25 protein-coding genes are annotated in these 24141 nt (G+C 67.4%); 12 read left to right on the forward strand and 13 right to left on the reverse strand.

Annotated features, from left to right (window positions below; genetic code table 11):
* Positions 1-34 precede the first annotated feature (34 nt).
* Entirely contained in the window at positions 35-727 is a 693-nt protein-coding gene (hda, locus tag PCQ86_RS14040) for a DnaA regulatory inactivator Hda (RefSeq protein WP_011806134.1), read from the reverse strand.
* A 336-nt stretch (positions 728-1063) separates the two neighbouring features.
* Between hda and purM the strand changes: the two genes are divergently transcribed.
* From purM to PCQ86_RS14055, 3 genes are all read left to right on the forward strand, one after another.
* Positions 1064-2113, forward strand: coding sequence for a phosphoribosylformylglycinamidine cyclo-ligase (purM, locus tag PCQ86_RS14045; RefSeq protein ID WP_103738814.1), 1050 nt, complete (start codon positions 1064-1066; stop codon positions 2111-2113).
* 18 nt (positions 2114-2131) lie between these two features.
* On the forward strand, positions 2132-3211 hold the full coding sequence (locus tag PCQ86_RS14050) for an AI-2E family transporter (RefSeq protein ID WP_011806136.1): 1080 nt from the start codon (positions 2132-2134) through the stop codon (positions 3209-3211).
* Between the two features lie 223 nt (positions 3212-3434).
* Entirely contained in the window at positions 3435-3827 is a 393-nt protein-coding gene (locus PCQ86_RS14055) for a universal stress protein (protein WP_123676001.1), read from the forward strand.
* 87 nt (positions 3828-3914) lie between these two features.
* Here PCQ86_RS14055 and ppk2 read toward each other — a convergent pair whose 3' ends face one another.
* The 3 genes from ppk2 to murJ form a co-directional block, all read right to left on the reverse strand.
* Complete coding sequence (gene ppk2 / locus PCQ86_RS14060; protein ID WP_011806138.1) at positions 3915-4829, reverse strand: polyphosphate kinase 2; 915 nt, start codon at positions 4827-4829, stop codon at positions 3915-3917.
* Positions 4830-4936: 107 nt separating this feature from the next.
* A complete protein-coding gene (locus PCQ86_RS14065; RefSeq protein WP_047350733.1) occupies positions 4937-5785 on the reverse strand; it encodes a SirB1 family protein in 849 nt (282 codons plus the stop codon).
* A 13-nt stretch (positions 5786-5798) separates the two neighbouring features.
* Positions 5799-7364 carry a murein biosynthesis integral membrane protein MurJ gene (gene murJ, locus PCQ86_RS14070; protein ID WP_047350742.1) on the reverse strand — a complete coding sequence of 522 codons (1566 nt, stop codon included), beginning with the start codon at positions 7362-7364 and terminating at the stop codon, positions 5799-5801.
* A gap of 104 nt (positions 7365-7468) precedes the next feature.
* On the opposite strand from murJ, the gene rpsT reads away from it, so the two are divergent.
* Positions 7469-7771 (forward strand): 30S ribosomal protein S20, encoded by a 303-nt coding sequence (gene rpsT / locus PCQ86_RS14075; RefSeq protein WP_011806141.1) that lies wholly within the window; start codon positions 7469-7471, stop codon positions 7769-7771.
* A 178-nt stretch (positions 7772-7949) separates the two neighbouring features.
* Here the strand turns inward: rpsT and PCQ86_RS14080 are convergent, their stop codons facing one another.
* Positions 7950-8264 carry a DUF3579 domain-containing protein gene (locus PCQ86_RS14080; protein WP_011806142.1) on the reverse strand — a complete coding sequence of 105 codons (315 nt, stop codon included), beginning with the start codon at positions 8262-8264 and terminating at the stop codon, positions 7950-7952.
* A gap of 234 nt (positions 8265-8498) precedes the next feature.
* On the opposite strand from PCQ86_RS14080, the gene PCQ86_RS14085 reads away from it, so the two are divergent.
* The 4 genes from PCQ86_RS14085 (at position 8499) to PCQ86_RS14100 (ending at position 11317) form a co-directional block, all read left to right on the forward strand.
* The gene (locus PCQ86_RS14085) at positions 8499-9695 is read left to right on the forward strand and encodes an aspartate aminotransferase family protein (protein WP_270174026.1); all 1197 of its coding nucleotides are present in this window, start codon (positions 8499-8501) and stop codon (positions 9693-9695) included.
* 16 nt (positions 9696-9711) lie between these two features.
* Entirely contained in the window at positions 9712-10629 is a 918-nt protein-coding gene (gene argF / locus PCQ86_RS14090; protein ID WP_011806144.1) for an ornithine carbamoyltransferase, read from the forward strand.
* A gap of 20 nt (positions 10630-10649) precedes the next feature.
* Complete coding sequence (locus tag PCQ86_RS14095) at positions 10650-10823, forward strand: hypothetical protein (RefSeq protein ID WP_220637720.1); 174 nt, start codon at positions 10650-10652, stop codon at positions 10821-10823.
* Positions 10824-10966: 143 nt separating this feature from the next.
* Positions 10967-11317: a YkgJ family cysteine cluster protein gene (locus tag PCQ86_RS14100; protein WP_252102316.1), complete on the forward strand. Its 351-nt coding sequence runs from the start codon at positions 10967-10969 to the stop codon at positions 11315-11317.
* Between the two features lie 130 nt (positions 11318-11447).
* On the opposite strand, the gene PCQ86_RS14105 is transcribed toward PCQ86_RS14100, so the two are convergent.
* From PCQ86_RS14105 to PCQ86_RS14115, 3 genes are read right to left on the reverse strand one after another with little or no spacing between them, the layout of a single operon-like run.
* Positions 11448-11645 carry a hypothetical protein gene (locus tag PCQ86_RS14105; RefSeq protein WP_011806146.1) on the reverse strand — a complete coding sequence of 66 codons (198 nt, stop codon included), beginning with the start codon at positions 11643-11645 and terminating at the stop codon, positions 11448-11450.
* 24 nt (positions 11646-11669) lie between these two features.
* The gene (gene feoB, locus PCQ86_RS14110; protein WP_196995269.1) at positions 11670-13571 is read right to left on the reverse strand and encodes a ferrous iron transporter B; all 1902 of its coding nucleotides are present in this window, start codon (positions 13569-13571) and stop codon (positions 11670-11672) included.
* Positions 13568-13861: a FeoA family protein gene (locus PCQ86_RS14115; RefSeq protein ID WP_015913817.1), complete on the reverse strand. Its 294-nt coding sequence runs from the start codon at positions 13859-13861 to the stop codon at positions 13568-13570. The genes feoB and PCQ86_RS14115 overlap by 4 nt, the downstream gene beginning before the upstream one ends.
* Before the next feature lie 117 nt (positions 13862-13978).
* Between PCQ86_RS14115 and PCQ86_RS14120 the strand changes: the two genes are divergently transcribed.
* Positions 13979-14305 carry a YkgJ family cysteine cluster protein gene (locus PCQ86_RS14120; RefSeq protein ID WP_123675997.1) on the forward strand — a complete coding sequence of 109 codons (327 nt, stop codon included), beginning with the start codon at positions 13979-13981 and terminating at the stop codon, positions 14303-14305.
* An 18-nt stretch (positions 14306-14323) separates the two neighbouring features.
* Here PCQ86_RS14120 and PCQ86_RS14125 read toward each other — a convergent pair whose 3' ends face one another.
* On the reverse strand, positions 14324-14791 hold the full coding sequence (locus tag PCQ86_RS14125; RefSeq protein ID WP_015913819.1) for an Lrp/AsnC family transcriptional regulator: 468 nt from the start codon (positions 14789-14791) through the stop codon (positions 14324-14326).
* Between the two features lie 94 nt (positions 14792-14885).
* On the opposite strand from PCQ86_RS14125, the gene kynB reads away from it, so the two are divergent.
* The 3 genes from kynB to kynA all read left to right on the forward strand — a co-directional run bounded on the left by kynB (position 14886) and on the right by kynA (position 17816).
* Positions 14886-15557 (forward strand): arylformamidase, encoded by a 672-nt coding sequence (gene kynB, locus PCQ86_RS14130; protein ID WP_442874424.1) that lies wholly within the window; start codon positions 14886-14888, stop codon positions 15555-15557.
* Between the two features lie 73 nt (positions 15558-15630).
* Positions 15631-16944, forward strand: a complete 1314-nt coding sequence (gene kynU / locus PCQ86_RS14135) for a kynureninase (protein ID WP_270174028.1) — start codon at positions 15631-15633, stop codon at positions 16942-16944.
* A 2-nt stretch (positions 16945-16946) separates the two neighbouring features.
* Positions 16947-17816: a tryptophan 2,3-dioxygenase gene (gene kynA, locus PCQ86_RS14140; RefSeq protein WP_270174029.1), complete on the forward strand. Its 870-nt coding sequence runs from the start codon at positions 16947-16949 to the stop codon at positions 17814-17816.
* 108 nt (positions 17817-17924) lie between these two features.
* Here the strand turns inward: kynA and PCQ86_RS14145 are convergent, their stop codons facing one another.
* From PCQ86_RS14145 to PCQ86_RS14160, 4 genes are all read right to left on the reverse strand, one after another.
* The gene (locus PCQ86_RS14145) at positions 17925-20369 is read right to left on the reverse strand and encodes a penicillin acylase family protein (protein ID WP_270174030.1); all 2445 of its coding nucleotides are present in this window, start codon (positions 20367-20369) and stop codon (positions 17925-17927) included.
* Between the two features lie 123 nt (positions 20370-20492).
* On the reverse strand, positions 20493-21545 hold the full coding sequence (locus PCQ86_RS14150; RefSeq protein ID WP_015913824.1) for an adenosine deaminase: 1053 nt from the start codon (positions 21543-21545) through the stop codon (positions 20493-20495).
* 204 nt (positions 21546-21749) lie between these two features.
* Positions 21750-22904 carry a BMP family ABC transporter substrate-binding protein gene (locus PCQ86_RS14155; protein WP_270174031.1) on the reverse strand — a complete coding sequence of 385 codons (1155 nt, stop codon included), beginning with the start codon at positions 22902-22904 and terminating at the stop codon, positions 21750-21752.
* 84 nt (positions 22905-22988) lie between these two features.
* Positions 22989-24137, reverse strand: coding sequence for a BMP family ABC transporter substrate-binding protein (locus PCQ86_RS14160; protein ID WP_270174032.1), 1149 nt, complete (start codon positions 24135-24137; stop codon positions 22989-22991).
* Positions 24138-24141 lie beyond the last annotated feature (4 nt).

The raw sequence follows: 24141 nt of genomic DNA on the forward strand, positions 1-24141 counted from the left end.
GTGGATGAAAGCGCCCTGCACCGATGGCCGCGCGCTACTCGGTCTCCAGCATGGTCTTGAGCAGCGGGACGGTGACGGCGCGCTGCGTGCGCAGCGCAAAGCTGTCGAGCCGGTCCAGCAGCTGCATGAGGCTGCCCAGGTCGCGCGAAAAGCGGCCCAGCATGTAGTTCATGACCTCATCGGCCAGGAAGATGCCGCGCGCATCGGCCTGCTGGCGCAGCACGGCGCGACGCTCCTGCTCGTCCAGCAGCTGGAGCTGGAACACGTGGCCCCAGCCCAGCCGTGTGCGCAGGTCGTCGCGCAGCGGCAGGTCGGCCGGCGGCAGGTCGCCCGCGGCCAGTACCCAGCGGGGCGCTCCTTCGGTGGGGTTGATGGCGTTGACAAACCAGTTGAAAGCCGCCGCCTGCTGCGCCGTGGTGTACAGGTGCACTTCGTCGAGCAGCACCGCGCTCCAGCGCTCGTCGAAGGCCGAGGGCAGCGCGACGGAGGCGTCGAGCCAGCCCACGCTGGCGCCCTGCCCGCGCAGCGCCTCGTACGTGGCCCGCAGCAGGTGCGACTTGCCGGTGCCCGTTTCGCCCCACAGGTAGGTAGGCACGGGCGAGCGCGGCGCGGCGCCACCGGCCACCGCCAGCCGCAGGTGCTGCAGTGCCTGCGCGTTGGGGCCGGCATGGAAGTTGTCGAGCGTGGGGCCGGTCACCAGGCCAATGTCCAGGGCCAGCTGCTTCATGGCGAGCGCCACCCGCGCAAGTGCGGCGCGCCCCGGCCTCCGCGCGCAATGCGGAGCGTGGCCGGGCCGTAACGGGATGGAGTGGATGGCATGGGAGGCAAGGTAGGGGACGCGCCGCGGTTCACCGCCGCGAAACCACGGAGGCACCCGGGAAGCGGGTGGCACGCAGGGCGTGCAACCCGCGATTTTAGTGCGTCGATGGCCCAGACGACCCGAGCCCGGGCCGCGTGCGGCGCAGCCCGCCGCGCGGGGGCATTCGCGGCCCGCCCGGGCGGACCCTTAAAATCCCCGCTTTCCGGCCCGCCGACCGCGGCCCTCAGCACTGACGCACATCCCATGAGTTCCTCTGCCCCCTCCACTCCCATCTCCTACAAAGACGCCGGCGTTGACATCGACGCAGGCGACGCGCTGGTCGAGCGCATCAAGCCGCTGGCCAAGAAGACCCTGCGCGAGGGGGTGATGGCGGGCATCGGCGGCTTTGGCGCGCTGTTCGAGGTGCCCAAGCGCTACCAGGAGCCGGTGCTGGTCTCGGGCACCGACGGCGTGGGCACCAAGCTCAAGCTGGCGTTCGAGTGGAACATGCACGACACCGTGGGCATCGACCTGGTGGCCATGAGCGTCAACGACGTGCTGGTACAGGGCGCCGAGCCTCTGTTCTTCCTGGACTACTTCGCCTGCGGCAAGCTGGACGTGGACACCGCCGCCGCAGTGGTGGGGGGTATCGCCCGTGGCTGTGAGCTGAGCGGCTGCGCACTGATCGGCGGCGAGACGGCCGAGATGCCCGGCATGTACCCCGACGGTGAATACGACCTGGCCGGCTTTGCCGTGGGCGCGGTCGAGAAGTCGAAGATCCTCACCGGCCAGACGGTGAAACCCGGCGACGTGGTGCTGGGCCTGGCCTCCAGCGGCGTGCATTCCAACGGTTTTTCGCTGGTGCGCAAGTGCATCGAGCGCGCCGCGGCCGCCGGCACGCTGCCCGACACGCTGGACGGCAAGCCCTTCAAGGCCGCCGTCATGGAGCCCACGCGCCTGTACGTGAAGAACGTGCTGGCCGCGCTGGCACAGCATCCGATCAAGGCCCTGGCCCACATCACCGGTGGTGGCCTGCTGGAGAACATTCCGCGGGTACTGCCCGAAGGCACGGCCGCCCACCTGAAGGCCGGCAGCTGGCCGCAGACGGAGCTGTTCGCCTGGCTGCAAAAGACCGCCGGCATCGACGACATCGAGATGAACCGCACGTTCAACAACGGCATCGGGATGGTGGTGGTCGTGCCGGCGGAGGCCGCCGATGCCACGGCCGCCACGCTGCGCGCGCTGGGCGAGGCGGTGTACGCCATCGGTGCCATTGCCGAGCGTGGCGACGGCGCCGCCGTCGTCGTGGGCTGATCCAGCGCGATTGGCACGATGCCTTCGGGTCAGCCGCCGCAAGGCTCCGCCGCCACGCCTGCCGCCCTGAGGCCGCCATTCGCGCCCGCCACGCGGGGCGTGGTGATCGCCAGCTACGTGCTGATGGGCGCCGCGCTGCTGCTCGTGATGCTGCGCGGGCTGCTGCCCGGGCTTCTGTGCGTGTGCCTGGGTTTTCTGCTCACGCGTTGGCTCGCGCCACGCCTGGCGTGGTTCCCGTCGCGCACGGCGAACAGCATGGCAACCCGCGGCCAGACGGCAGCCGCCACGCTGGTCATGCTGTCTCCCTTGCTGCTGCTGGCGCTGGCGCTGTCGCATTCGCGCACCTATATCGTCGACGCCCCCCAGCAATACCGCGAACTGCTGGACTTCCTGGCCCGCACCGTGCTGGAACTGCGGCTGAAGCTGCCCACCGACATCGCGGCCCAGTTGCCCGAAGGCGCCGCCGAAATCCAGCGCACCATCGCCGCCTATCTGGCCGCCAAGGCCGGCGCCCTGGCCATGGCGGGGCGCGCCTGGCTCACGGGCCTGCTGTATGCCTATGTGGGCCTGCTGATCGGGGCACTGGCCGCCGTGCGCAGCGTGGGCGCTTCACGCGGCCCCTTGGCACAAGAGCTGGTGCTGCGCATCGCGCGTATGGGAGAGGCCTTCCGTCAGATCGTCGCGGCGCAGTTCTGGATTGCCGCCTTCAACACGCTGCTCACCGCACTGTTCCTGTTGCTGGTGCTGCCCCTGTGGGACTTGGACCTGCCCTACACCCCCGCGCTGATCACCCTGACCTTCGTGGCCGGCCTGGTGCCCATCGTGGGCAACCTGCTGTGCAACGCGGTCATCACGCTGGTGGGACTGTCGGTATCGCCCGTTGCGGCCGTGGCCTGCCTGGCCTTCCTGATCCTGATCCACAAGGCCGAGTACGTGATCAACGCCAAGGTCGTCGGGCGGCGCACCCACATGGGCGTGTGGGAGCTGCTGTCGGTGATGTTCGTGGCCGAAGCCGTCTTCGGCCCTGCGGGGCTGGTGGCGGCACCGCTGTTCTACGCCTACCTGAAGAAAGAGCTGGAAGCCGCGCGGCTGGTATAACCGCCGCGCCGCAAAAACCATAGCTGCTAGCGCTTATCCAGCAAGCGCTGCAGGGCTTTTTCACCCTCAAACCCTCTTCCCGCGTCCGGCGCGGCGCCTGGCCCCCATCGCGCGCCCCGCACCCGGGATGACACTCGCCAGCGCCTGCGATGTTGGGCTATTCTGGCGGCTGGCGCGCAGTGCGCCAGACACATCGTCATCACAGCCATAAGGGAGACTTTGCATGACCATTCTCGTCGCCTACGTTCCACGCCCCGAAGGCCGGGCCGCGCTGGACAAGGGCATCGAAATCGCCACCCGCCGCAATGAACGCCTGGTCGTCGTCAACGCCGGCCCCGGCGGGCGCCAGGAAGACCCCAGCATCGTCAACGGCTACGAGGCCGAACGTGTGGAGGAGCGCCTGGCCACGCTGCCGATCGAGGCCGAGTTCAAGCAGTTCGTGCGCGGCAAGAGCACCATCGAGGAGATCGAGGAAATGGTCGCGACGCTGCAGGTATCCGTGCTGGTGATCGGCCTGCGCAAACGCTCGCCCGTCGGCAAGCTGCTGCTGGGCAGCATGGCGCAGGAGATTTTGCTCAACGTCGATTGCCCGGTATTGGCCGTCAAGGCCGCTTAAAGGCACGTCCGAGCGCCCCAGGGCGCTCGGCTCCCCCGGCCTCCGCTTGCCTTGGCGTGGACTGGACACCCGCCCAGTCGTCAATCGTCAGTACCGCTCGGGCACGATCATGCTGCCGGGTGTGGGCTGGCGCAGGTAGTCCGGGTGGCGCACGCGGTCGGGCAGCACCACCTCGGTATGCGGCACATCGGCATACGGCAGCTGCTCCAGCAAGTGGGCGATGCAGTTGAGGCGCGCTTTCTTCTTGTCCACGGCCTGCACCACCCACCATGGGGCCTCGGGGATGTGGGTGCGCTCCAGCATCGCCTCCTTGGCCTTGGTGTATTCCTCCCAGCGCACGCGGCTCTCCAGGTCCATGGGGCTCAGTTTCCACTGCTTGAGCGGGTCGTGGATGCGCCCCAGGAACCGCAGGTGCTGCTCCTCGTCGGAGATCGAGAACCAGTACTTGATGAGCCGGATGCCTGAGCGCACGAGCATCTTCTCGAACTCCGGCACGCTGCGGAAGAACTCCTCGTACTCCTCCTCCGTGCAAAAGCCCATCACTTTCTCGACGCCCGCGCGGTTGTACCAACTGCGGTCAAAGAGCACGATCTCGCCTGCCGCGGGCAGGTGCGCCACATAGCGCTGGAAGTACCACTGCGTGCGCTCGCGGTCATTGGGCGCAGGTAGCGCCGCCACGCGCACCACGCGCGGGTTCAACCGCTGCGTAATGCGCTTGATCACCCCGCCCTTGCCGGCGGCATCGCGCCCCTCGAAGATCACCACCACCTTCTGCCTTGAGTGCTGCACCCAGTCCTGCAGCTTGACCAGCTCGCCCTGCAGGCGGAACAGCTCCCGGAAATACTGCTGGCGTGCCAGCCGGTCCACGGGCGCCTGCAGGCCGTGCTCATCGAAGGCGCGGTCCTCGATCTCCAGCTCCAACTCCTCGTCATAGCCGTCGGCCAGATCGTCGGCGATGCGTTCCATGAGTTCGTGGGAATTGATCTCGGATATATGCGGCATGACTGGTACCTTCTCGGCAGGCAGAAGATGGTGACAACTCTTCGTGTCCAGCACATGACATGGTGCGCTTTTGCCATGTTTTTGTCACATGGCACGCTTGGCCTGGATCAGAAACGGCGCAGTTCTTTCACGCGCTGTGCGATCGCAGGGGCATCTTCGGCACCCGCAGCGTGGGCCAGATAGGTCTCCAGGTTCTCCAGCGCTTGCAGGGATGCGCCGCTCTCCGCATACGCCAGGCCGCGGTCGCGCCACTCGCTCCAGGCATCGGGCAGCAACACGATGAGCCGGTCCTGCACCGCCACCAGGCGACTCCAGTCCTGGCGCGCGCGGTGGATTTCCTTCAGATTGCGCAGCATGCGCGCAAGAATGTCCCGCTCCGTGGCGGCCTGCAGATACAGGCCCAGCGGAGCTTCGTCCTCCAGCGGTCCGTGTCCGCGGCGAAAAGGTTCCAGCCGCTCGCCCAGCGCTTCGCGCGAGAGGGAAAGCCCCGTCATCGGGTCCATCACGACCTGGCCCGTGGGCATGAGCACCTTGACCAGGAAATGCCCGGGAAAGGCCACCCCGTGCGCACGCAGGCCCACGCCCTGCGCCAGCTCCAGCCACAGCACCGCCAGCGAGATGGGAATGCCGCGCCGCTTCTCCAGCACGACGTGCAAATAGCTGTTACCCGGCGCGTAGTAGTCGTTGAGATTGCCCGCAAAGCCCAGTTCGCCAAAGAAGAACTGGTTGAGCAGATTGAGCCGCAGCAGCGGTTCGGCATCCTGCGCAATGCGCCGCTGCAGCCGCGCCTGCAGGCGGTCCATCTCGTCCAGGAACTGCTGCACATCCAGGCGCGGATACTCGTCCTGCGCGATGCAGGCCGCCGACTCCAGCAACGCGATGGCGCCGCCCTGCGGCACCTGGACCAGCGACGCGAAATACTCCAGCGGCGTGGGAACGGAATAGCTCAACGCCATGCGCCCTCTCCCTTCAGCGGCGCAACAGCTGGCGCAGCTTGAGCCCGCAGGCCCACAGCGCGCCAAAGTACAGCGCGGCCGATGCGGCGAGCAGCAGCGCCAGCAGTCCCGCACGCTGCAAGCTGTGCGCCCGCAGCGCCAGCCAGTCGAAGTGGTGGGAGGCCCAGAGCAGGAACACGGCCAGCAGCGCACTGGCGGCAATCACCTGCAGCGCAAACCGGCCCCAGCCTTCGCGCGGGCGAAAGCTTCCCCGCCGCAGCAGCCCCGTGAGCAGCCACAGGGCGTTGATGAGCGCACCCAGGCCAATCGACAGCGCCAGCCCCGCGTGCGCCAGCAGGGGCACCAGCGCGGCATTCATGATCTGCGTGGCCACCAGCACCACGATGGCGATGCGCACGGGCGTGCGGATATCCTGGCTGGCGTAGTAACCCGGCGCCAGCACCTTGATGGCTACCAGGCCCAGCAACCCCGCTCCATAGCCTGCCAGCGCCACGGAGATCTGCCGCACGTCGCCGTCGTTCAGCGCACCATGGTGGAACAGCGTGGCCACCAGCGGCGTTGCGAAGGTCAGCAGTCCCACGGCGCAGGGTACGGCCAGCAGCACCACGATGCGCAGCCCCCAGTCCAACATGGCCGAGTAGCGTTCACCATCTCCCGCAGCCTTGGCGGCCGACAACTGCGGCGTGAGCACCACGCCCAGCGCCACGCCCAGCAGGGCCGTGGGAAATTCCATGAGGCGGTCGGCATAAAACAGCCATGTCACGCTGCCCGGCGTGAGATAGGACGCGATCTGCGTGTTGATCATCAGCGAGATCTGCGCCACCCCCACGCCCAGCAACGCCGGCGCCATCAGGGTAAGAATGCGGCGCACGCCTGGGTCCTGCCAGGCACTGCGTACCCTGCCCCAGGTCATGCCGATGCGGGGCAGCAGCCCCAGGCGGCGCAATGCGGGCAGTTGCACCGCCAGTTGCAGCACCCCGCCGCCCATCACCCCGCCCACCATGGCGTAGATGGGCTCTATGCCCCGCGCCGCCAGCTGTGGCGCGCCCAGCCAAGCGGCCGCGATCATGCACAGGTTCAGCAGCACGGGTGTGGCGGCCGGCACGCCAAAGCGCTTCCAGGTGTTGAGCACGCCCGCCGAAAGGGCCACCAGCGACATGAATCCAATGTAGGGGAACATCCAGCGCGTCATGAACACGGCGGCGTCGAACCCCTCCGGACTCTGGCGCAACCCGCTGGCCAGCGCCCACACGAGCAGCGGCGCTCCTACCACCCCCAGCACGCAGGTCAGCAGCAGCGCCCAGAACAGCGCCGTGGCCACGGCGTTCACAAGTGCATGGGTGTCCTCATCGCCATGCTGCGCCTTGTGCGCGGCCAGGACGGGCACGAAGGCCTGGCTGAACGCCCCTTCGGCGAACAAGCGGCGAAACAGGTTGGGAATGCGAAAAGCGACGTTGAAAGCGTCTGTCAGAACGTTGGCGCCGAACATCGAGGCCATGAGCAGATCACGCACCAGGCCCGTCACGCGGGAGGCCAGGGTCAACAGCGATACGGTGGAAGCGGCTTTGAACAGGGACACCGGCGCAAGTGTATGCGTTTGGCGTCGCGCCACGCCCGAAATGGCGGCTGCGCTATAATGGCCGGCTTTGCTGACAACATCCTCAGACACAAGGAACACATACCATGGCATCTGGAAAGCCAAAGAAAAAGAACCCCCGCCTGGCATCGGGCCGCAAGCGCGCCCGCCAAGGCCTCAAGCTGAACGCAGCCAACACCTCGCTGCGCTCCAAGTACCGCACCGCCGTCAAGAACGTCGAGAAGGCTGTTCTGGCCGGTGACAAGACCAAGGCAACCGAGTTGTTCGCCAAGGCCCAGTCCGTGCTGGACACCATCGCCGACAAGGGCATCTTCCACAAGAACAAGGCAGCTCGCGACAAGAGCCGCCTGTCCGCCAAGGTGAAAGCCTTGGCTCTGGCAGCCGCCTAAATTCACCGCCTGCCCCGCGCAGGCCAACAGCCCGGGTGGCTCGCCACCCGCCGTTTGTAACGGGTGCGCTGTCAGCAAAGCAGAGAAACCGCCTCCGGGCGGTTTTTTTGTGCCCGGCGCTGCTCGGCACAGCACCCCGGGGGCACACACGCCCACCCAAAAGAAAAGGCCTGTGTTGTCAGGCCTTGGGATCGGGGAGCAGGCAGGCTTCGACGACCTGCAAGTTGTTGTCTCTGGCAAAGTTGAGCACGAAGTCCCACGCCATGGGCTCGTGCGCCTGCAGGTCGCGGTGGACCACCACGCACTTCACTCCGTTCATGCTGGTAGGAATGCACCAGGGGGAGTAGTTCAGGTGGCTGCCAGGCACGGCACCGCCGGGGCGGAACTGGCTCATGACCCCCGCCAGGCGCTCGGCCCAGTCGCTGGGCCGAAAGGTCCTCCCTTCGAGGGTAATGCCTTGGATGAAGACTTCTTTGGAGGAGGGAGCAACCATCGGGTTCGGGTCGTGTAAGGGGCGCCGACCTTGTGCGTCGGCGTGGCACGGATTCTAACTCTTATATAAGAGCTACCCTCCAATGCCCCAGCACCGCCTGCCAGCATTGAATGCAAGCGCAGCGCATGACTGTGATGCGCAATCTTCAATGGTGCGCGCGGGGGCAGCCCCTAGAATCGCATTTCCCTTTTTGGGGCTGTTCCCCGTTTCCCTCTCTTGTCAGGAGATGTCCGCATGACCGCATTTGTCGAGGCTGCCTCGCCCCACGTGATGAACACCTATGGCCGCGTACCCATCGCGCTGGAGCGAGGCCAGGGCGTGCGTGTGTGGGACGTGAACGGCAAGCAGTACCTCGACGGACTGGGCGGCATCGCCGTGAATACGCTGGGCCACAACCATCCCAAGCTGGTGCCGGCGCTGCAGGACCAGATCGCCAAGCTGATCCACACCTCCAACTACTACCATGTGCCGGGACAGGAAAAGCTGGCCCAGCTGCTGACCGAGCGCGCGCACATGACCAACGTATTCTTCTGCAGCACCGGCCTGGAGGCCAACGAGGCTGCCATCAAGATCGCGCGCAAGTACGGCGTGGACAAGGGCATCGAAAAACCCGTGATCGTGGTCTACGACCATGCCTTCCACGGGCGCTCCATCGCCACCATGACCGCCACCGGCAACCCCAAGGTGCGCAACGGCTTCGGCCCGCTGCTGGAGGGCTTCCTGCGCGTGGCGCCGAATGACATCGAGGCGCTGCAGGAGGCCACCGAAGGCAACCCCAACATCGTCGCCGTGATGATGGAGCCCATCCAGGGCGAAGGCGGCCTGCATCCCATGCGCGCCGACTACCTGCAGCAGGTGCGCGCGCTGTGCGACGCCAACGGCTGGCTGCTGATGCTTGACGAGGTGCAGGCCGGCATGGGCCGCACCGGCAAGTGGTTTGCCCACCAGTGGGCCGGCATTGTCCCGGACGTGATGACGCTGGCCAAGGGCCTGGGCTCGGGCGTGCCCGTGGGTGCGGTGCTGGCGCACGGCGCCGCCGCGCAGGTGCTCAAGCCGGGCAACCACGGCTCCACCTTCGGCGGCAACCCGCTCGCTATGCGCGCGGGTGTGGAAACCATCCGCATCATGGAAGAAGACGGCCTGCTGCAAAACGCCGCGGACGTGGGCGCCCACCTGAAGGCCGAGTTGCAGCGCGCACTGGGTGAGACCGCTGGCGTGAACGAAGTCCGCGGCCAGGGCCTGATCATTGGCATGGAGTTGGACCGCCCCTGCGGCGTGCTGATCGATCGCGCGGCCGAGGCCGGCCTGCTGCTGTCGGTGACCGCCGAGCGCGTGATCCGCCTGGTGCCCGCGCTCACCCTCACGCGCGCAGAGGCCGACGAGATCGTCGCCCTGCTCACACCCCTGGTGCAGACCTTCCTGTCTGAATGAAGAAGATCGACCGCGTATGAAGCACTACCTGCAATTCACCGACTTCACCGCCGACGAATACAACTACCTGTTCTCGCGCGCCGCCATCATCAAGGGCAAGTTCAAGAGCTACGAGAAGTACCACCCGCTAGCCGACCGCACCCTGGCCATGATCTTCGAGAAGGCCAGCACCCGCACGCGTGTGAGCTTCGAGGCCGGCATGTACCAGCTGGGCGGCAGCGTGGTGCACCTGACCACGGGCGACAGCCAGTTGGGCCGCGCCGAGCCCATCGAGGACAGCGCGCGCGTGATCAGCCGAATGACCGACCTGGTGATGATCCGCACCTTCGGCCACGACAAGATCGAGCGCTTCGCAGAATACTCGCGCGTGCCCGTCATCAACGGCCTGACCAACGAGTTCCATCCTTGCCAGATCATGGCGGACCTGTTCACCTACATCGAGCACCGCGGCTCGATCGCGGGCAAGGTCGTCGCCTGGGTGGGCGACGGCAACAACATGGCCAACACCTGGCTGCAGGCGGCCGATCTGCTGGGCTTCACCGTGCACGTGAGCACCCCCGGCGGCTACGAGGTGGACGAGAAGCTCGCCTTCGGCGGCAAGCCCCACCGCGCGGGCTGCTACAAGGTCTTTGCCGATCCCATGGATGCCTGCCGCGGCGCCGACCTGGTGACCACCGACGTGTGGACCAGCATGGGCTACGAGGCCGAGAACGAAGCGCGCCGCAAGGCCTTTGCCGACTGGTGCGTGGACGCCGAGATGATGGCCGTGGCCAAGCCCGACGCGCTGTTCATGCACTGCCTGCCCGCGCACCGCGGCGAGGAGGTGATGGCCGACGTGATCGACGGCCCCCAGTCCGTCGTCTGGGACGAGGCGGAAAACAGGATGCACGTGCAGAAGGCACTCATGGAGTACCTGCTGCTCGGCCGCGTCTAAACCCATCCCGCATCCCACCCATGGCCCCGGCGCAACTCCACCCCACGCGCCCGGGCCATCCACCCTGCCCCGCCCGCCAGCGCCCGCTGGCGCCTGAACTGCACGCGGCCGCCCGGCGCATGGCGGCACGCGTGCATGCGCTGCAGGTGCGCATTCATACCTTCTACCTGAAGTTCCTCCAGGGCCACACCTAGCGGCCCGGTTCTGCGCGGCAGGCGCCCCAGCGCATGCCCGCCCTCCCATCGCTCCCCCTGATCGCCCGCGATCCCCGGTGCCAGCCGCGCGTCGCACCTGGGATGGGGCCCGTTGCCGATGCACCAGAACCCGAGGAACCTGCATGTCCGTCCCCGTCCACCCCTGCCTGCACTGCGGTGCATGCTGCCAGAACTACCGCGTGGAGTTCTCCGTCTATGAACTGCAGTCCATGGGCGGGCGCGTGCCCGACGCCCTGGCCCATGAGGCCGGAGGCAACCGCTACCGCATGAACGGCACCGAGCGCCACCCCGTGCGCTGCGTGGCACTGGCCGACCTGGGCAACGGCTGCATCGGCTGCGGCATCTACGACCAGCGTCCCCAGCCGTGCCGCGACTTTCCGTTCGCCTCCTACGGTTGCCACGACACGCGCGCCAAGCTGGGCCTGCCGCCGTTGACGGATGGCGACACGCAGGAGTGGCCGCAGGCCGCTTGAAGTGGTTCTTCAAAAAGAAGAGCTGCTGGCGCTTTCCAGGCAATGATTTCAGATAGTTTTGATACTGAAACCTTTGCCTGACAAGCGCCAGCAGCTATGCTTTTAGGCCCGCGACCGGGCTGTCCCGGCTTCAGGGCTTGCGTGCCGGCGCGCAGCGGTCTCCGGCGCAGGCATTGCAGCCCCCGCAACTGCTGCCGGTCTTGGCCATGGGCGCCAGTGCCGGATGCACGCGCGCGGCGCGGGCGCGCCAGCGCTGTGGCAGCCAGCGCCACAGCAGCGCCAGGGCGGCCACGGCCACGATCACGGCGGTGAGAATGTCTTGCCACATGGTTCTGCTCCTTGGTGACGGTTTTCAACCACCGCCCAGCGCCAAGGCCACGCGGTAGGTGATGAAGCTGGCCGCATAGGCCAGTGCGAAGAGATAGCCCGTCATGACGAGCGGCCAGCGCCAGCCGTTGGTCTCGCGGCGCACGGCGGCGATGGTGGAGACGCACTGCGGCGCGAAGATGAACCACACCAGCAGCGACAGCGCCGTGGCCAGCGACCATTGCGCCGCCAGCATGGGTGCGAGCTGCGCGGCCGTGTCGTCGGCCGAAGCGGCAATCGCGTACACCGTGCCCAGAGCACTCACCGCCACCTCGCGCGCGGCCATGCCGGGCACCAGGGCGATGCTGATCTGCCAGTTGAAGCCGATGGGCGCAAAGATCACCTCCAGCGCCGCGCCGATGCGCCCGGCGAAGCTGTATTCGATGGCCGGCCCCGTGGCGTCGGCCGGCGGCGCGGGGTACGACGACAGGAACCACAGCAGGATGGTGACCAGCAGGATGATGCCGCCCACGCGGCGCAGGAAGATGCCCGCGCGCTCCCACAGCCCCAGCGCCAGGTTGCGCACGCTGGGCCAGCGATAGGCGGGCAGCTCCATCAGCAGCGGCGTGGCGCCGTCGCCGCGCCGCGCGAGCCGCGCAACGGCCGCCACGGCCATGGCGCTCACGATGCCGCCCAGGTACAGCGCGAACAGCACCAGCCCCTGCAGGTTGAACAGCCCCGCCACCGTGCGATCAGGAATGAAGGCCGCGATGAGCAGCGCGTACACCGGCAGGCGGGCCGAACAGGTCATCAGCGGCGCGATGAGGATGGTGACGAGCCGGTCGCGCCAGTCCGGAATGGAGCGCGTGGCCATGATGCCCGGCACCGCGCAAGCGAAGCTGGACAGCAGCGGGATGAACGAGCGTCCCGACAGGCCGACGGTGCCCATTACCCGGTCCAGCAGGAAGGCCGCGCGCGGCAGGTAGCCGGATTCCTCCAGCGCCAGGATGAAGAAGAACAGGATCAGGATCTGCGGCAGGAACACCAGCACCCCGCCTGCGCCGGCGATCACGCCGTCGGCCAGCAGGCTGCGCAGCGGCCCCTCGGCCATGTGGGCGTTCAGCCATTCGGCCACGGCGGCCGTGGCGCCTTCGATCCAGCCCATGGGCACCTCTGCCCAGCTGAACACGGCCTGGAACATCAGGAACAGCGTCACCGCCAGCAGCAGCGTGCCCCACAGCGGGTGCAGCACCACGGCGTCGATGCGGTCGTCGCGCTGCAGGCGCAGCGCGGGCTCGCGCACGGCCAGCCCCATGATGCGGCGCACTTCCTGGTGCAATTGCTGCACGCGCTGCGGGCGGTCTTCCTCCAGCGCATTGACGGGCGGTGGCGCCTGCGTGCCCACGGCGGCGCCGCGGGCGGCCTGCGGGGTGGCCGTGTCCAGCCACTGCAGCAGCTCGCGCGCCCCGTCGGCGCGCACGCCCACGGTGGTCACCACGGGCAGGCCCAGTTCGCGCGCCAGGACTTCGCGGTCGATCTGGATGCCCTGCTGCTGTGCCATATCACTCATGTTCAGCACCAGCACCATGGGCAGGCCCAGGTCGCGCGCCTCCAACACCAGGCGCAGGTTCAGGCGCAGGTGCGTGGCATCGGTCACGCAGACCAGCAGCTCGGGCATGGCCTCTCCTGGGCGGCGGCCGGTGACCACATCGCGGGTGACGGCCTCGTCCAGGCTCTGCGCGTGCAGGCTGTAGGCGCCGGGCAGGTCCAACACGCGCACGCGCCGGCCGCTGGCGGTGGTGAACAGGCCTTCCTTGCGCTCCACGGTGACGCCCGCGTAGTTGGCCACCTTCTGGCGTGCGCCGGTCAGCACATTGAACAGCGCCGTCTTGCCGCAGTTGGGGTTGCCCAGCAGCGCGATGTGCAGGGGAGATGCCGCCGTGCTCATGCCGCGGCCTCCAGCGCATCCACGCGCACCTGCACCAGGGCCGCCTCATGGCGGCGCAGGGCAAAAGTGGCCTGGCCCACGCGAACGGCCAGGGGGTCGGCCGCGGGAAAGCCCCGGGCAATCACGCGCACGGGCTCGCCGGGCAGGAAACCGATCTCCATCAGGCGCAGCACCATGGCCTGCGACCGGCCATCCTGCGCTGGCAGCAGCCCGGCAACCGTGGCCGGCACGCCATGCGGCAAGGTATCCAGCCCCCGCGGCTGCGCGGCGTCATTCCCCGTGTGAAGCATGTTGTATTGCAGTCAATGAATAAAAGTAATTCTCATTCTAATGGAACTGCACGCTGCTGGATTGATGCACATCAGGACCTGTGGCGCGTCACAATGGCACCCCCTGCGACGTACGCCATGACCACTCTTCACCCCTGCCTGACCTGTGGCGCCTGCTGCGCCAGCTTTCGCGTGGACTTCTCGGTACATGAGACGGAGGAGCTGGGCGGCTGCGTTCCCGATGGGCTGGTGGTGCCGGTCACGGACCACACTGCACGCATGCGGGGCACGGACCATGCGCAGCCGCGCTGCTCGGCCCTCACGGGCCAGGTGGGCCTGCGCGCGGCCTGCGGCATCTACGAGTGGCGCCCCTCGCCCTGCCGCGAATTCGAAGCCGGCAGCGCTGCCTGCAACCGCGCCCGCCAGCGCCACCATCTGCCGGCACTGGACGGGCTGGTGCTCTGAACGCCGCAGGACCCGCTTTCACACGGGCAACCCGCCGATGCGCCCCTTGAACTCCTGCAGCGAAAAATAGGTCTGTACCTGGCGCACGCCGGGCAGGCGGTGCAGGCGCCGCTGCAGCAGCTCGGAATACGCGTCCAGGTCGGTCGTCACGACCACCAGCAGGAAGTCCGCGGGGCCCGAGATGCCGTGGAACAGCACCACCTCGGGAATGGCGCACACCGCCTCCTCGAACGCCACGGACAGCGCCTCCGTCTGGTGGTCGATGCCCACCATCACGAAAGCCATCACACCCAGCCCCACCGCACGCCGGTCCAGCTGCGCGTGGTAGCCGCGCACTACCCCGGCGTCCTCCAGCCGCTTCACGCGCCGCCAGCAGGGCGACTGCGACAGGTGCGCCATTTCGGCCAGTTCGCCGGAGGTCAGGCGGGCGTTGTCCTGCAGCGCGCGCAGCAGCTGGCGGTCGGTACGGTCGATCTCGGCTTGCATGATTTAACCCAAAAATGTCTCTGTGAGAATGGATTATCCAAATGAGTCACCCATCAGGGATAAACCATTTACCCACCCCTCCGCCGCGCATAGCATGCGCGGCATGACCGCCACCTCCACGCCATCGCCCGCGCTGTGGGACATCTCTGCCCCCGTGCATGCGGGTAGCCCGGTGTTCCCGGGCGATACACCCTACCAGCAGCAGTGGAGCGCCACACTGGGCCCCGGCTGCCCGGTGAACGTGAGTGCACTCACGCTCTCGCCCCACGTGGGCACGCACGCTGACGCGCCCCTGCACTACGCAGCGGACGGCGCAGCCATCGGCGCCCTGCCGCTGGAAGCCTTCATCGGCCCCTGCCGCGTGGTGCATGCGCTGGACTGTGGGCCGCTCATCGAATGGCCCCACATTGCCCATGCAATGACGGGCACTTTGCCGCCGCGGGTGCTGGTGCGCACCTACGCCCGCATGCCCGTGGACCGCTGGGACGCGGGCCTCACGGCCTACGCGCCCGACACCATCGAGCGCCTGGCCGACGCCGGCGTAGTGCTCGTGGGCATCGACACCGCCAGCATCGACCCCGCCGGCAGCAAGCCGCTGCTCAGCCACCAGGTGATCCGCCGGCGTGGCCTGCGCGTGCTGGAGAACCTGGTGCTGGACGATGTGCCCGAGGGCGACTACGAACTCATCGCACTGCCGCTCAAGCTCACCACGGCCGACGCATCGCCCGTGCGCGCCGTGCTGCGTGCGCTGCCGCCGCGCGCATGACTATTAAGCCGTTTTAGCCTCTAACGCTCATGCAGCAAGCGCTAACAGCTACTTTATTAATAGCACAAACCACATGACTACCTTGCAAGAGTGCCGCACACGCGATGCGCAGGACCCGCTGCGCAGCCTGCGCGACCATTTCAGCCTGCCCGAGGACGTGATCTACCTGGACGGCAATTCTCTGGGCGCCCTGCCCCGCGCCACGCCGGCGCGCGTGGCCCATGTAGTGCAGCAGGAATGGGGACAGGACCTCATCACCTCGTGGAACAAGGCTGGCTGGGTCAGCATGCCGCAGCGCCTGGGCAACCAGTTCGCCCCCTGGATCGGTGCAGGGCCGGACCAGGTGGTGTTCACCGACACCGCCTCGGTCAACCTGTACAAGGTGCTGTCGGCTGCCGCGCGCGTGGCCCGCGCGGACCATCCCGGTCGCACCCAGCTCGTCAGCGAGCGCAGCAACTTCCCCACCGACCTGTACATCGCCCAGTCCGTGTGCCAGGAGTACGGACTGGAGTTGGTGCTGGTGGAGCCCGAGGAAATCGCCACGCGGCTGACGCCCCAGGTCGCCGTCCTGCTGCTCACCCACGTGAACTACCGCACCGGCGCCATGCACGACATGGCAGCCGTGACCGCGCAGGCGCACGCCCACGGCATTCTGTGCGTCTGGGACCTGTGCCACAGCGCGGGCGCCGTGCCCGTGCACCTGCTGGACGCGAATGCCGACTATGCGGTGGGCTGCAGCTACAAGTACCTGAATGGCGGCCCTGGCGCGCCCGCCTTCGTGTGGGTGCACCCGCGCCTGGCGGACCGCCCGGATGCGACATTTGCGCAGCCGCTGTCGGGCTGGTTCGGCCATGCCGCGCCCTTCGCCTTCACGCCCGACTACCAGCCCGCACCGGGTATCGCACGCTACCTCTGCGGCACGCAGCCCATCGTGAGCCTGTCGGCCCTGCAGTGCGGGCTGGACATCTTTACCGCCGCCGAGCCTCTGGGCGGCATGGCGGCGCTGCGCGCCAAGTCGCTCGCACTGACCGACCTGTTCATCGCGCTGGTCGAGGAGCACTGCGCCGGCCACGGCCTGGGACTGGCGACGCCGCGCGATCATGCGGCGCGCGGCTCGCAGGTGTGCCTGACACGCGGCGAGGGCCTGGGCGTTCAGGGCGTCGGCAGCGGGGCCTACGCCATCGTGCAGGCCCTGATCGCGCGCGGCGTGGTCGGCGACTTCCGCAAGGGTGACGGCGGCAAGCACCTGGACATCCTGCGCTTTGGCTTCACGCCGCTGTATGTCGGCTTTGAAGACGTGTGGAATGCCGTGCAGCACCTGCGCCAGGTGCTGGAATCCGGCGAATGGCGCAAGCCCGAGTTCAACCACCTCAACGCCGTGACCTGACCATGACCTGCCCCCACCACCCCAGCGCATCCTCCGGCGCCACCGAAGCCATCGTGCGCCAGGAGGGCGCACAGCTCGACTTCAGCCACAGCATGAGCTATGGCGACTACCTGCAGTTGGACAGCGTGCTGGGCGCGCAAAAGCCCCTGTCGCCCGCGCACGACGAGATGCTGTTCATCGTGCAGCACCAGACCAGCGAGCTGTGGATGAAGCTCATGCTGCATGAGCTGCACGCGGCCATCGCCCATATCGCGCGTGACGAGTTGCCGCCCGCTTTCAAGATGCTGGCGCGCGTGTCCAAGATCCTCGAGCAGCTGGTGCACGCCTGGGACGTGCTGGCCACCATGACGCCGCCCGAGTACACCGCCATGCGCCCGTACCTGGGCCAGTCCAGCGGTTTCCAGAGCTACCAGTACCGGTGCATCGAGTTCGCCATGGGCAACAAGAACCCTGCCATGCTGCAGCCCCATGCCCACCACCCCGATCGCTTGGCCCAGGTGCAGGCGGCGTACGAGGCGCCCTCGCTCTACGACGAAGCACTGCGCCTGCTGGCGCGCCGCGGCCTGCCCGTGCCGGCCAGCCATACCGAACGCGACTGGCGCCAGCCCTACGAGGCCAGCGAAGCCGTGGAACAGGCCTGGTTGACCGTGTACCGCGATCCACAAAGGTATTGGGACCTGTACCAGCTGGGCGAGGAGCTCACCGACCTGGAAGATGCCTTCCGCCTCTGGCGCTTTCGCCACGTGACCACGGTGGAACGCGTGATCGGCTTCAAGCGTGGCACCGGCGGCACCGGCGGCGTGAGCTACCTGCGCAAGATGCTGGACGTGGTGCTGTTCCCCGAGATCTGGCGGCTGCGCACCGCGCTGTGAACTGCCGCCTCCCCGCCGCTCCATGAACAAAGGCCCCGCATGGCGGGGCCTTTGCACGGAGGGTCGTCCCGGCCGGTGCGCATGGCACCGGCGCGCCGTTGCGCGCCGTTACTTGGCGCTGGCGGAGACGGTGGTCGTCCGGTAGTCCGGGTGGCCCGTGATCTCGGACTCCGAGAACGGCATGCGCACCCACTGCTTGGCGCTGTAGGCCTTGGTGTAGTCGCCAAAATGCGGCGACGCCGGATCGTCGGACAGCGAGAACGTCAGGAAGGTGTGGGCCTGCACGCCGCTGGAGGGGAAGCTCACCACCTGCATGTATGAGTTGCCATGCGGCTGCCCGTCCATGCTGTAGCCGCCCGCCGTGATGTCGTTCTCGGAACAGGTGATGGTGAAGTAGCCCACGCCGCCACAGCCGCCGTACAGGGGAAATTTGGCACCGCCCTTCGTGGCAAACAGCACTTCGCCGCGCGGTGCATCCAGCGCGAACCCGCTCTGCCCCACGCGGCTGATGGCCGTGGCCATGGCCTGGCGCAGCGCGGTCACGGCCGCCACGTTGATACCGCGCGGGGTATTCAGCGGGTCGGCCGCGTCAAAGGGCACCGAGTACAGCCCCGTGGTGGGCACGCGGGTCCAGAACTCGTCCCACAGATGGGAGCCCCGGGACTCCTTGTTCCCGCGGTTGTCCCACGCACGCAGCGTGGCGCAGGCCTGCGTGGCGTCCACCGTGGCACCGTTCACCATCCATTGCGAGGGCGTGCAGATCAGCGTCAGGATCTCGTCCTTGAACCGCTCGGCCGAGAACACGCGGCTGTTCAGCACCATGTCGCGCACGATGGCGGCGCTGGCCTTGTTGCCGGTGTAGCCGTCGGTGCCGGCCAGCCGCTCCAGGGCCATGGTGTGGCCCAGGCGCGTGCGCAACGTCAACGCCGCCGTGCCCGCGGGACCGAAGATGGCCGGGTATCCCGTGAGCGGGGCATTCGCGTTGGACAGCCAGTAGCTGTCGTTCATGTTGCCCACATAGTCCTCGCGCAACAGGCTGGGCATGCGCGACGGGCCGATGGCGCCCTTTTGCTTGGAGTTCGCATCGGTCTGCCAGTCGCAGGCGCTGCGCGAGCCGTCGAAGAACGGCACGTTGGGCAGCGCCGCACCCACGGCCGCGCCGAACGGCGTGGTGCACGCGGCCACCTGCTCGGGCGACACGTTGGGCACCGCGCCGATGTCCGCGTACCAGACCCGCGCGCTGCCACGCCCCACGGCCACCGTGTTGACCCATGGAATCGCGGACTCTTCCTTCTGGATGGCCATGAACTCTTCCAGCGAACGCGCCTGGTTCCAGCGCATCCAGTTGCGGAAGGTGCGGAAGTTCTCGCCGTTGATGTCACGGATGGCGAAGGCCGTGCTCTGGCTCCAGGCCAGAGCGGGGTTGAGCCCCGCCAGGTTGACCAACGGCCCGTACTCGGAGGTGTACAGCGTGCGCGTCACATCGTTCAGCGTGCCGTCGGCATTGCGGCTGGCCACGGTGATGCTGCGCGGCGCCATCTTGACCGGCTGGCCGTCACGCAGGTAGGTGGTGGGGTCGCCCGACTGCAGCTGCAGCTGGAAGAAGCCGAAGCGCCGCGCCGTGGAGACCGTGTGGCTCCAGGCCACGTTGTCGTTGAAGCCGATCAGCACCAGCGGCACGCCCAGGAATCCGACGCCGCTGACGTTCACCTGATTGTCGATCGTGACCTGGGCCTGGTAGAACCGGTCCGGCCCCTTCCAGTACCAGTGGGGGTTGCCGAACATCACGCCGCTGGACTCGCCCGTGGCCGCCGGCGCAAAGCCATACATGTTGCTGCCGATGCCCGCGTCACCGCCCACCTGCAGGGCGGGAGGTGTGGTCAGGCGCTGGTCCAGGGACGGGGCGGTCTGCGCGTCTTGCGCCGCGCCGGCCTTGGCTGCGGCAGGGGCGACGGCATTGGCGATGGCCTCCACGAAATTGCTGTACCCCCCCGCCAGGTTGGCAGCGTACATGCGGCGCCAGACGTCCTCCTGCGTGATGGGCTGCACCCATGCCTCGCTGCGGCAGGCCGCGTGGGCCGTCCCTTTCTTGGCAACGTCCACGTACTGGTTGTAGCCGGCCACGAAGCCCTCGACCATCTGCCGCAGATTCTCGGGCTGCGCCGCGGCCATCTTCTGCACCACGTCGGCGGAGATCACATGGCGGTGGAAGAAGTCCGAGTCGATGTTGCGCGGGCGCCCGATGGTGCTGTTGTAGACCAGCTGTGCGCTGCCGCCAAAGTAGCGCGAGCGCTCGCCCCGGTAGGTCAGGAAGGCATCCGCCAGCGTGCACAGGTTGTCCTGCGCCTGGACATACCCCATACCGAAGCCACCGCCGGCCCAGTTGGAGGCCTTGATGTGCGGCACGCCCATCGCGGTGCGGCGGATCTCCGCCTGGTACGCCAGCGGCGCGTCGTCCGCTTCGTCGTTGCCCCCGCAGCCGGCCAGCAGGGCCAGGACCGCCGTCGCCAACAGCGCGCGTGGCGCCGCAGCACGAGTCACTCTCTCTTGCATGCGTTGTCTCCTTTGTTGTGGTGCACCCCTGCCGGTCCCCCGGCCCGGGCCAACGCAGGATAGACGCAACGCAGCGGAATGCCTAGCACCCGGCTGCGCGCGAGCGACACGCCCTGCGGTACCTCAGTCGTTCTCCGTGAACTGCTCGAAGCACTCCTTGAGCCGGTGGTGCCATGCGCGCTTGTCGGCTTCGGCGGCAAAGCTGGCCTCGAAGCTGTTCCAGGCCAACTGGTAGGCATGGCGCGCCGTGAGCGCCGGCACCGCCGCGAAGAGCTGCGTGAAGTTGTCGTTGACGTAACCGCCGAAGTACGCGGGATCGTCGGAGTTCACGGTCACCGCCAGCCCCGCCTCCAGCAGCTGCAGCAGGTTGTGATCGGCCAGGCGCGGGAACACGCACAGCTTCAGGTTGGACAAGGGGCACACGGTGAGCGGTATGCGCTCATCGGCCAGTCGGCGCATCAGCGCCGGGTCGTGAACGGCCTGCACGCCGTGGTCGATGCGCTCGGCCTGCAGCACGTCCAGCGCGCTCCAGATATAGGCCGGCGGACCCTCTTCACCCGCATGGGCCACCACGTGCAGGCCCAGGGCGCGGCAGCGCTCGAACACGCGGGCGAACTTCTCGGGCGGGTGGCCTCGCTCGCTACTGTCCAGCCCCACGCCGACGATGCGGTCCAGCAGCGGCAGGGCCTGCTCCAGCGTGGCGAGGGCGTCCTCCTCGCTCAGGTGCCGCAGAAAGCACAGGATGAGCGACGCAGACAGGCCGTGGCTGCTGCGCGCGTCCGCGCAGGCACGGTGCAGACCGTTGATCACGGTCTCGATGTGCACGCCCCGCGCGGTGTGCGTCTGCGGGTCGAAGAAGATTTCCGCATGCGCTACGTTATCCATAGCTGCTCGCGCAAGATAGGCGCGGGCCATATCGTAAAAATCCTGCTCATGCAGCAGCACGCTGGCGCCTGCGTAATAGATGTCCAGGAAGCTCTGCAGATCGGTGAAGGCGTAGGCACGGCGCAGTTCTTCCACGCTGGCGTAGGGCAGCGGCACACCGTTGCGTTGTGCCAGCGCGAAGATCATCTCGGGCTCGAGCGAGCCCTCGATGTGGATGTGCAGTTCGGCCTTGGGCATGGCCCTCAGCAGGCCGGGCAGGCGTTCGGCGGGAATGGGCGGGACCTTGAACATCGGCAGGCTCCAAAAAATGAGGCCGCAACCTACGGGACATCGCGGCGGTAGGCCGATGATGCCTTGTCGGCGCCCATGTGCAACACCTCCCGGCCCGCAACGGCGGGCATGGCCATACAGACAAAAAAGCCACCCCGAAGGGTGGCTCGTTGTACCGGGCGGACGATCTCCGCAAAGAAAGCCGCCTGGTGCGGCAATGGCCGCTTACTTCTTGTCGCCGCCGGGCACCTGGCCCTCCACGCCCTGGACGTAGAAGCTGATGCTGGTGAGGAACTTGTCATCAGCCACTGCGCCCTGGTCGAGGACGGTCTTGCCCGCGTTGTCCACGATGGGGCCCTTCCAGATCACGAAGCTGCCATCCTTCAGGCCGTTCTTGGCCGCATCGACCTTGGCCTTGGCCTCGGCGGGCACGTCCTCGGCGATGGAGACGAGGTCGATCGCGCCTTCCTTCACACCCCACCAGTGCTGGCCGGTGGTCCAGGTGCCTTCCAGCACGTCCTTCGTGGCCTTGATGTAGTACGGAGCCCAGTTGATGATGGCCGACGCCAGGTGGGCCTTGGGGCCGTACGCCGTCATGTCGCTGTCCCAGCCGAAGGCGCGCTTGCCCTTTTCCTGGGCGGTCTTGAGCACGGCGGGCGAGTCGGTGTTCTGGAACAGCACGTCGGCGCCGCCATTGATCAGCGAAGTGGCGGCTTCGGTCTCCTTCGGCGGGCTGAACCACTCGTTGACCCAGACCACCTTGGTCTTGATCTGCGGGTTCACGCTCTGCGCGCCCAGCGTGAAGCTGTTGATGTTGCGGATCACCTCGGGAATCGGCACCGAGCCCACCACGCCCAGCGTATTGGTCTTGGTCATGGCGCCCGCGATGATGCCCGCGAGGTACGCGCCCTCGTAGGTGCGGCTGTCGTAGATGCGCGTGTTGTCGCTGGTCTTGTAGCCGGTGGCGTGCTCGAACTTCACGTCCTTGAACTCGGCGCCCAGCTTCTGGATCACGTCCATGTAGCCGAACGTGGTGCCGAAGATCAGCTTGTTGCCCTGCGTGACCATGTCGCGCAGCACGCGCTCGGCGTCTGGGCCTTCGGGCACGCTTTCGACGTACGAGGTCTGGATCTTATCGCCGAACTCGGCCTCCAGCTTCTTGCGCGCCTGGTCATGCGCGTAGGACCAGCCGCCATCGCCCACAGGCCCCACGTAGGCGAAGGCGATCTTCAGCGGGCCAGCCGCAGCCGCTGGTGCCGCAGCCGGCGCGGGGGCCGCCGGAGCCGGCTCCTCCTTCTTGCCGCAGGCCACCAAAGCGGTGGCGGCGACGGCCGTCAGTGCAGCCATCTGGAACAGGGAACGTTTGCGCAGATCAGTCATGGTTTTTCTTTCGTCGGAATGTGAAAGCGGACCCAGGTTTCAAAGCAAAAGGCGCGCCCATCTTGAGGGGCGCGCCCGTGTTTGTCACTTGCCGTCGGTGCCGGGCACCTTGCCCTCCACGCCGGCCACGTAGAAATTGATGCCGGAGAGGAACTTCAGGTCGCCCACCGTGCCGGCGGCCAGCACTTCCTTGCCAGCGTTGTCCTTGATGGGACCGGTCCAGACGGCAAAGCTGCCGTCCTGCATGCCTGCCTTGGCCTTGGCCACGCGGTCCTTGATCTCCTGCGGCACGTCGTCAGCAATCTTCAAGAGGTCGATCGCCCCCTCCTTCACACCCCACCAGTGCGCGCCGCCCTGCCACTTGCCGGCCAGCGTGTCCTCGACCACCTTGGTGTAGTAGGGCGTCCAGTCGATCACGGCCGAGCCCAGGTGCGCCTTGGGCGCATAGGCGCTCATGTCGCCGTCCTTGCCGAAGGCGCGCGCGCCGCGCTCCTCCGCCGCCTTGAGCACTGCCGGCGAGTTGGTGTTCTGGTACATCACGTCCACGCCGCCGTTGAGCAGCGATGCGGCGGCCTCGGCCTCCTTGGGCGGGCTGAACCATTCATTGACCCACACCACCTTGGCCTTGATCGACGGGTCCACGCTCTGCGCGCCCAGCACGAAGCTGTTGATGTTGCGCACCACTTCGGGGATCGGCACCGAGGCCACCACCCCCACGGTCTTGGTCTTGCTCATGCCGCCCGCCACGATGCCCGCGAGGTACGCGCCTTCGAAGGTCTTGGTGTCGTAGGTGGCGACGTTGTCGGCCTGTTTGTAGCCAGTGGCGTGCTCGAACTTCACGTCCTTCAGGTCGGCCGCAACTTTCTGCACGAACTCCTGGTAGCCGAAGCTCGTGGCAAAGATCAGCTTGTTGCCCTGGCCTGCCATGTCGCGCATCACGCGCTCGGCGTCGGCGCTCTCGGGCACGCTCTCGACGAACGAGGTCTCGATGCGATCGCCGAACTTCTCCTGGATCGCCTTGCGGCCCAGCTCATGCTGGTAGGTCCAGCCGCCATCGCCGATGGGGCTCACGTACATGAAACCGATCTTCAGCTTGTCGGCCGCGGGTGCGGCGGCCGGTGCCGGTGCGACGGCAGGCGCCTCTTCCTTCTTGCCGCAGGCCGCCAGCGTGGCGAGGGCCACAGCCGACAGGGCCACAGCCTTTAAAAGGGATCGTTTGTTCAGTACGTTCATTGCG

This window comes from Diaphorobacter sp. ED-3 (genome assembly GCF_027625375.1).
Classification (GTDB): Bacteria; Pseudomonadota; Gammaproteobacteria; order Burkholderiales; family Burkholderiaceae_C; genus Diaphorobacter; species Diaphorobacter nitroreducens.

What these genes read in the sequence shown, in the direction of transcription:
- PCQ86_RS14160 (WP_270174032.1), bottom strand. Translation starts at nt 24,137, where the DNA reads ATGAACGTACTGAACAAACGATCCCTTTTAAAGGCTGTGGCCCTGTCG.
- rpsT (WP_011806141.1), top strand. Translation starts at nt 7,469, where the DNA reads ATGGCATCTGGAAAGCCAAAGAAAAAGAACCCCCGCCTGGCATCGGGC.
- feoB (WP_196995269.1), bottom strand. Translation starts at nt 13,571, where the DNA reads ATGAGCACGGCGGCATCTCCCCTGCACATCGCGCTGCTGGGCAACCCC.
- PCQ86_RS14085 (WP_270174026.1), top strand. Translation starts at nt 8,499, where the DNA reads ATGACCGCATTTGTCGAGGCTGCCTCGCCCCACGTGATGAACACCTAT.
- PCQ86_RS14050 (WP_011806136.1), top strand. Translation starts at nt 2,132, where the DNA reads ATGCCTTCGGGTCAGCCGCCGCAAGGCTCCGCCGCCACGCCTGCCGCC.
- hda (WP_011806134.1), bottom strand. Translation starts at nt 727, where the DNA reads ATGAAGCAGCTGGCCCTGGACATTGGCCTGGTGACCGGCCCCACGCTC.
- kynB (WP_442874424.1), top strand. Translation starts at nt 14,886, where the DNA reads ATGCGCGGCATGACCGCCACCTCCACGCCATCGCCCGCGCTGTGGGAC.
- kynA (WP_270174029.1), top strand. Translation starts at nt 16,947, where the DNA reads ATGACCTGCCCCCACCACCCCAGCGCATCCTCCGGCGCCACCGAAGCC.
- PCQ86_RS14105 (WP_011806146.1), bottom strand. Translation starts at nt 11,645, where the DNA reads ATGTGGCAAGACATTCTCACCGCCGTGATCGTGGCCGTGGCCGCCCTG.
- PCQ86_RS14115 (WP_015913817.1), bottom strand. Translation starts at nt 13,861, where the DNA reads ATGCTTCACACGGGGAATGACGCCGCGCAGCCGCGGGGGCTGGATACC.
- kynU (WP_270174028.1), top strand. Translation starts at nt 15,631, where the DNA reads ATGACTACCTTGCAAGAGTGCCGCACACGCGATGCGCAGGACCCGCTG.
- PCQ86_RS14125 (WP_015913819.1), bottom strand. Translation starts at nt 14,791, where the DNA reads ATGCAAGCCGAGATCGACCGTACCGACCGCCAGCTGCTGCGCGCGCTG.
- PCQ86_RS14155 (WP_270174031.1), bottom strand. Translation starts at nt 22,904, where the DNA reads ATGACTGATCTGCGCAAACGTTCCCTGTTCCAGATGGCTGCACTGACG.
- PCQ86_RS14145 (WP_270174030.1), bottom strand. Translation starts at nt 20,369, where the DNA reads ATGCAAGAGAGAGTGACTCGTGCTGCGGCGCCACGCGCGCTGTTGGCG.
- PCQ86_RS14095 (WP_220637720.1), top strand. Translation starts at nt 10,650, where the DNA reads ATGGCCCCGGCGCAACTCCACCCCACGCGCCCGGGCCATCCACCCTGC.
- argF (WP_011806144.1), top strand. Translation starts at nt 9,712, where the DNA reads ATGAAGCACTACCTGCAATTCACCGACTTCACCGCCGACGAATACAAC.
- PCQ86_RS14150 (WP_015913824.1), bottom strand. Translation starts at nt 21,545, where the DNA reads ATGTTCAAGGTCCCGCCCATTCCCGCCGAACGCCTGCCCGGCCTGCTG.
- PCQ86_RS14080 (WP_011806142.1), bottom strand. Translation starts at nt 8,264, where the DNA reads ATGGTTGCTCCCTCCTCCAAAGAAGTCTTCATCCAAGGCATTACCCTC.
- PCQ86_RS14120 (WP_123675997.1), top strand. Translation starts at nt 13,979, where the DNA reads ATGACCACTCTTCACCCCTGCCTGACCTGTGGCGCCTGCTGCGCCAGC.
- PCQ86_RS14065 (WP_047350733.1), bottom strand. Translation starts at nt 5,785, where the DNA reads ATGGCGTTGAGCTATTCCGTTCCCACGCCGCTGGAGTATTTCGCGTCG.
- PCQ86_RS14100 (WP_252102316.1), top strand. Translation starts at nt 10,967, where the DNA reads ATGTCCGTCCCCGTCCACCCCTGCCTGCACTGCGGTGCATGCTGCCAG.
- ppk2 (WP_011806138.1), bottom strand. Translation starts at nt 4,829, where the DNA reads ATGCCGCATATATCCGAGATCAATTCCCACGAACTCATGGAACGCATC.
- purM (WP_103738814.1), top strand. Translation starts at nt 1,064, where the DNA reads ATGAGTTCCTCTGCCCCCTCCACTCCCATCTCCTACAAAGACGCCGGC.
- PCQ86_RS14055 (WP_123676001.1), top strand. Translation starts at nt 3,435, where the DNA reads ATGACCATTCTCGTCGCCTACGTTCCACGCCCCGAAGGCCGGGCCGCG.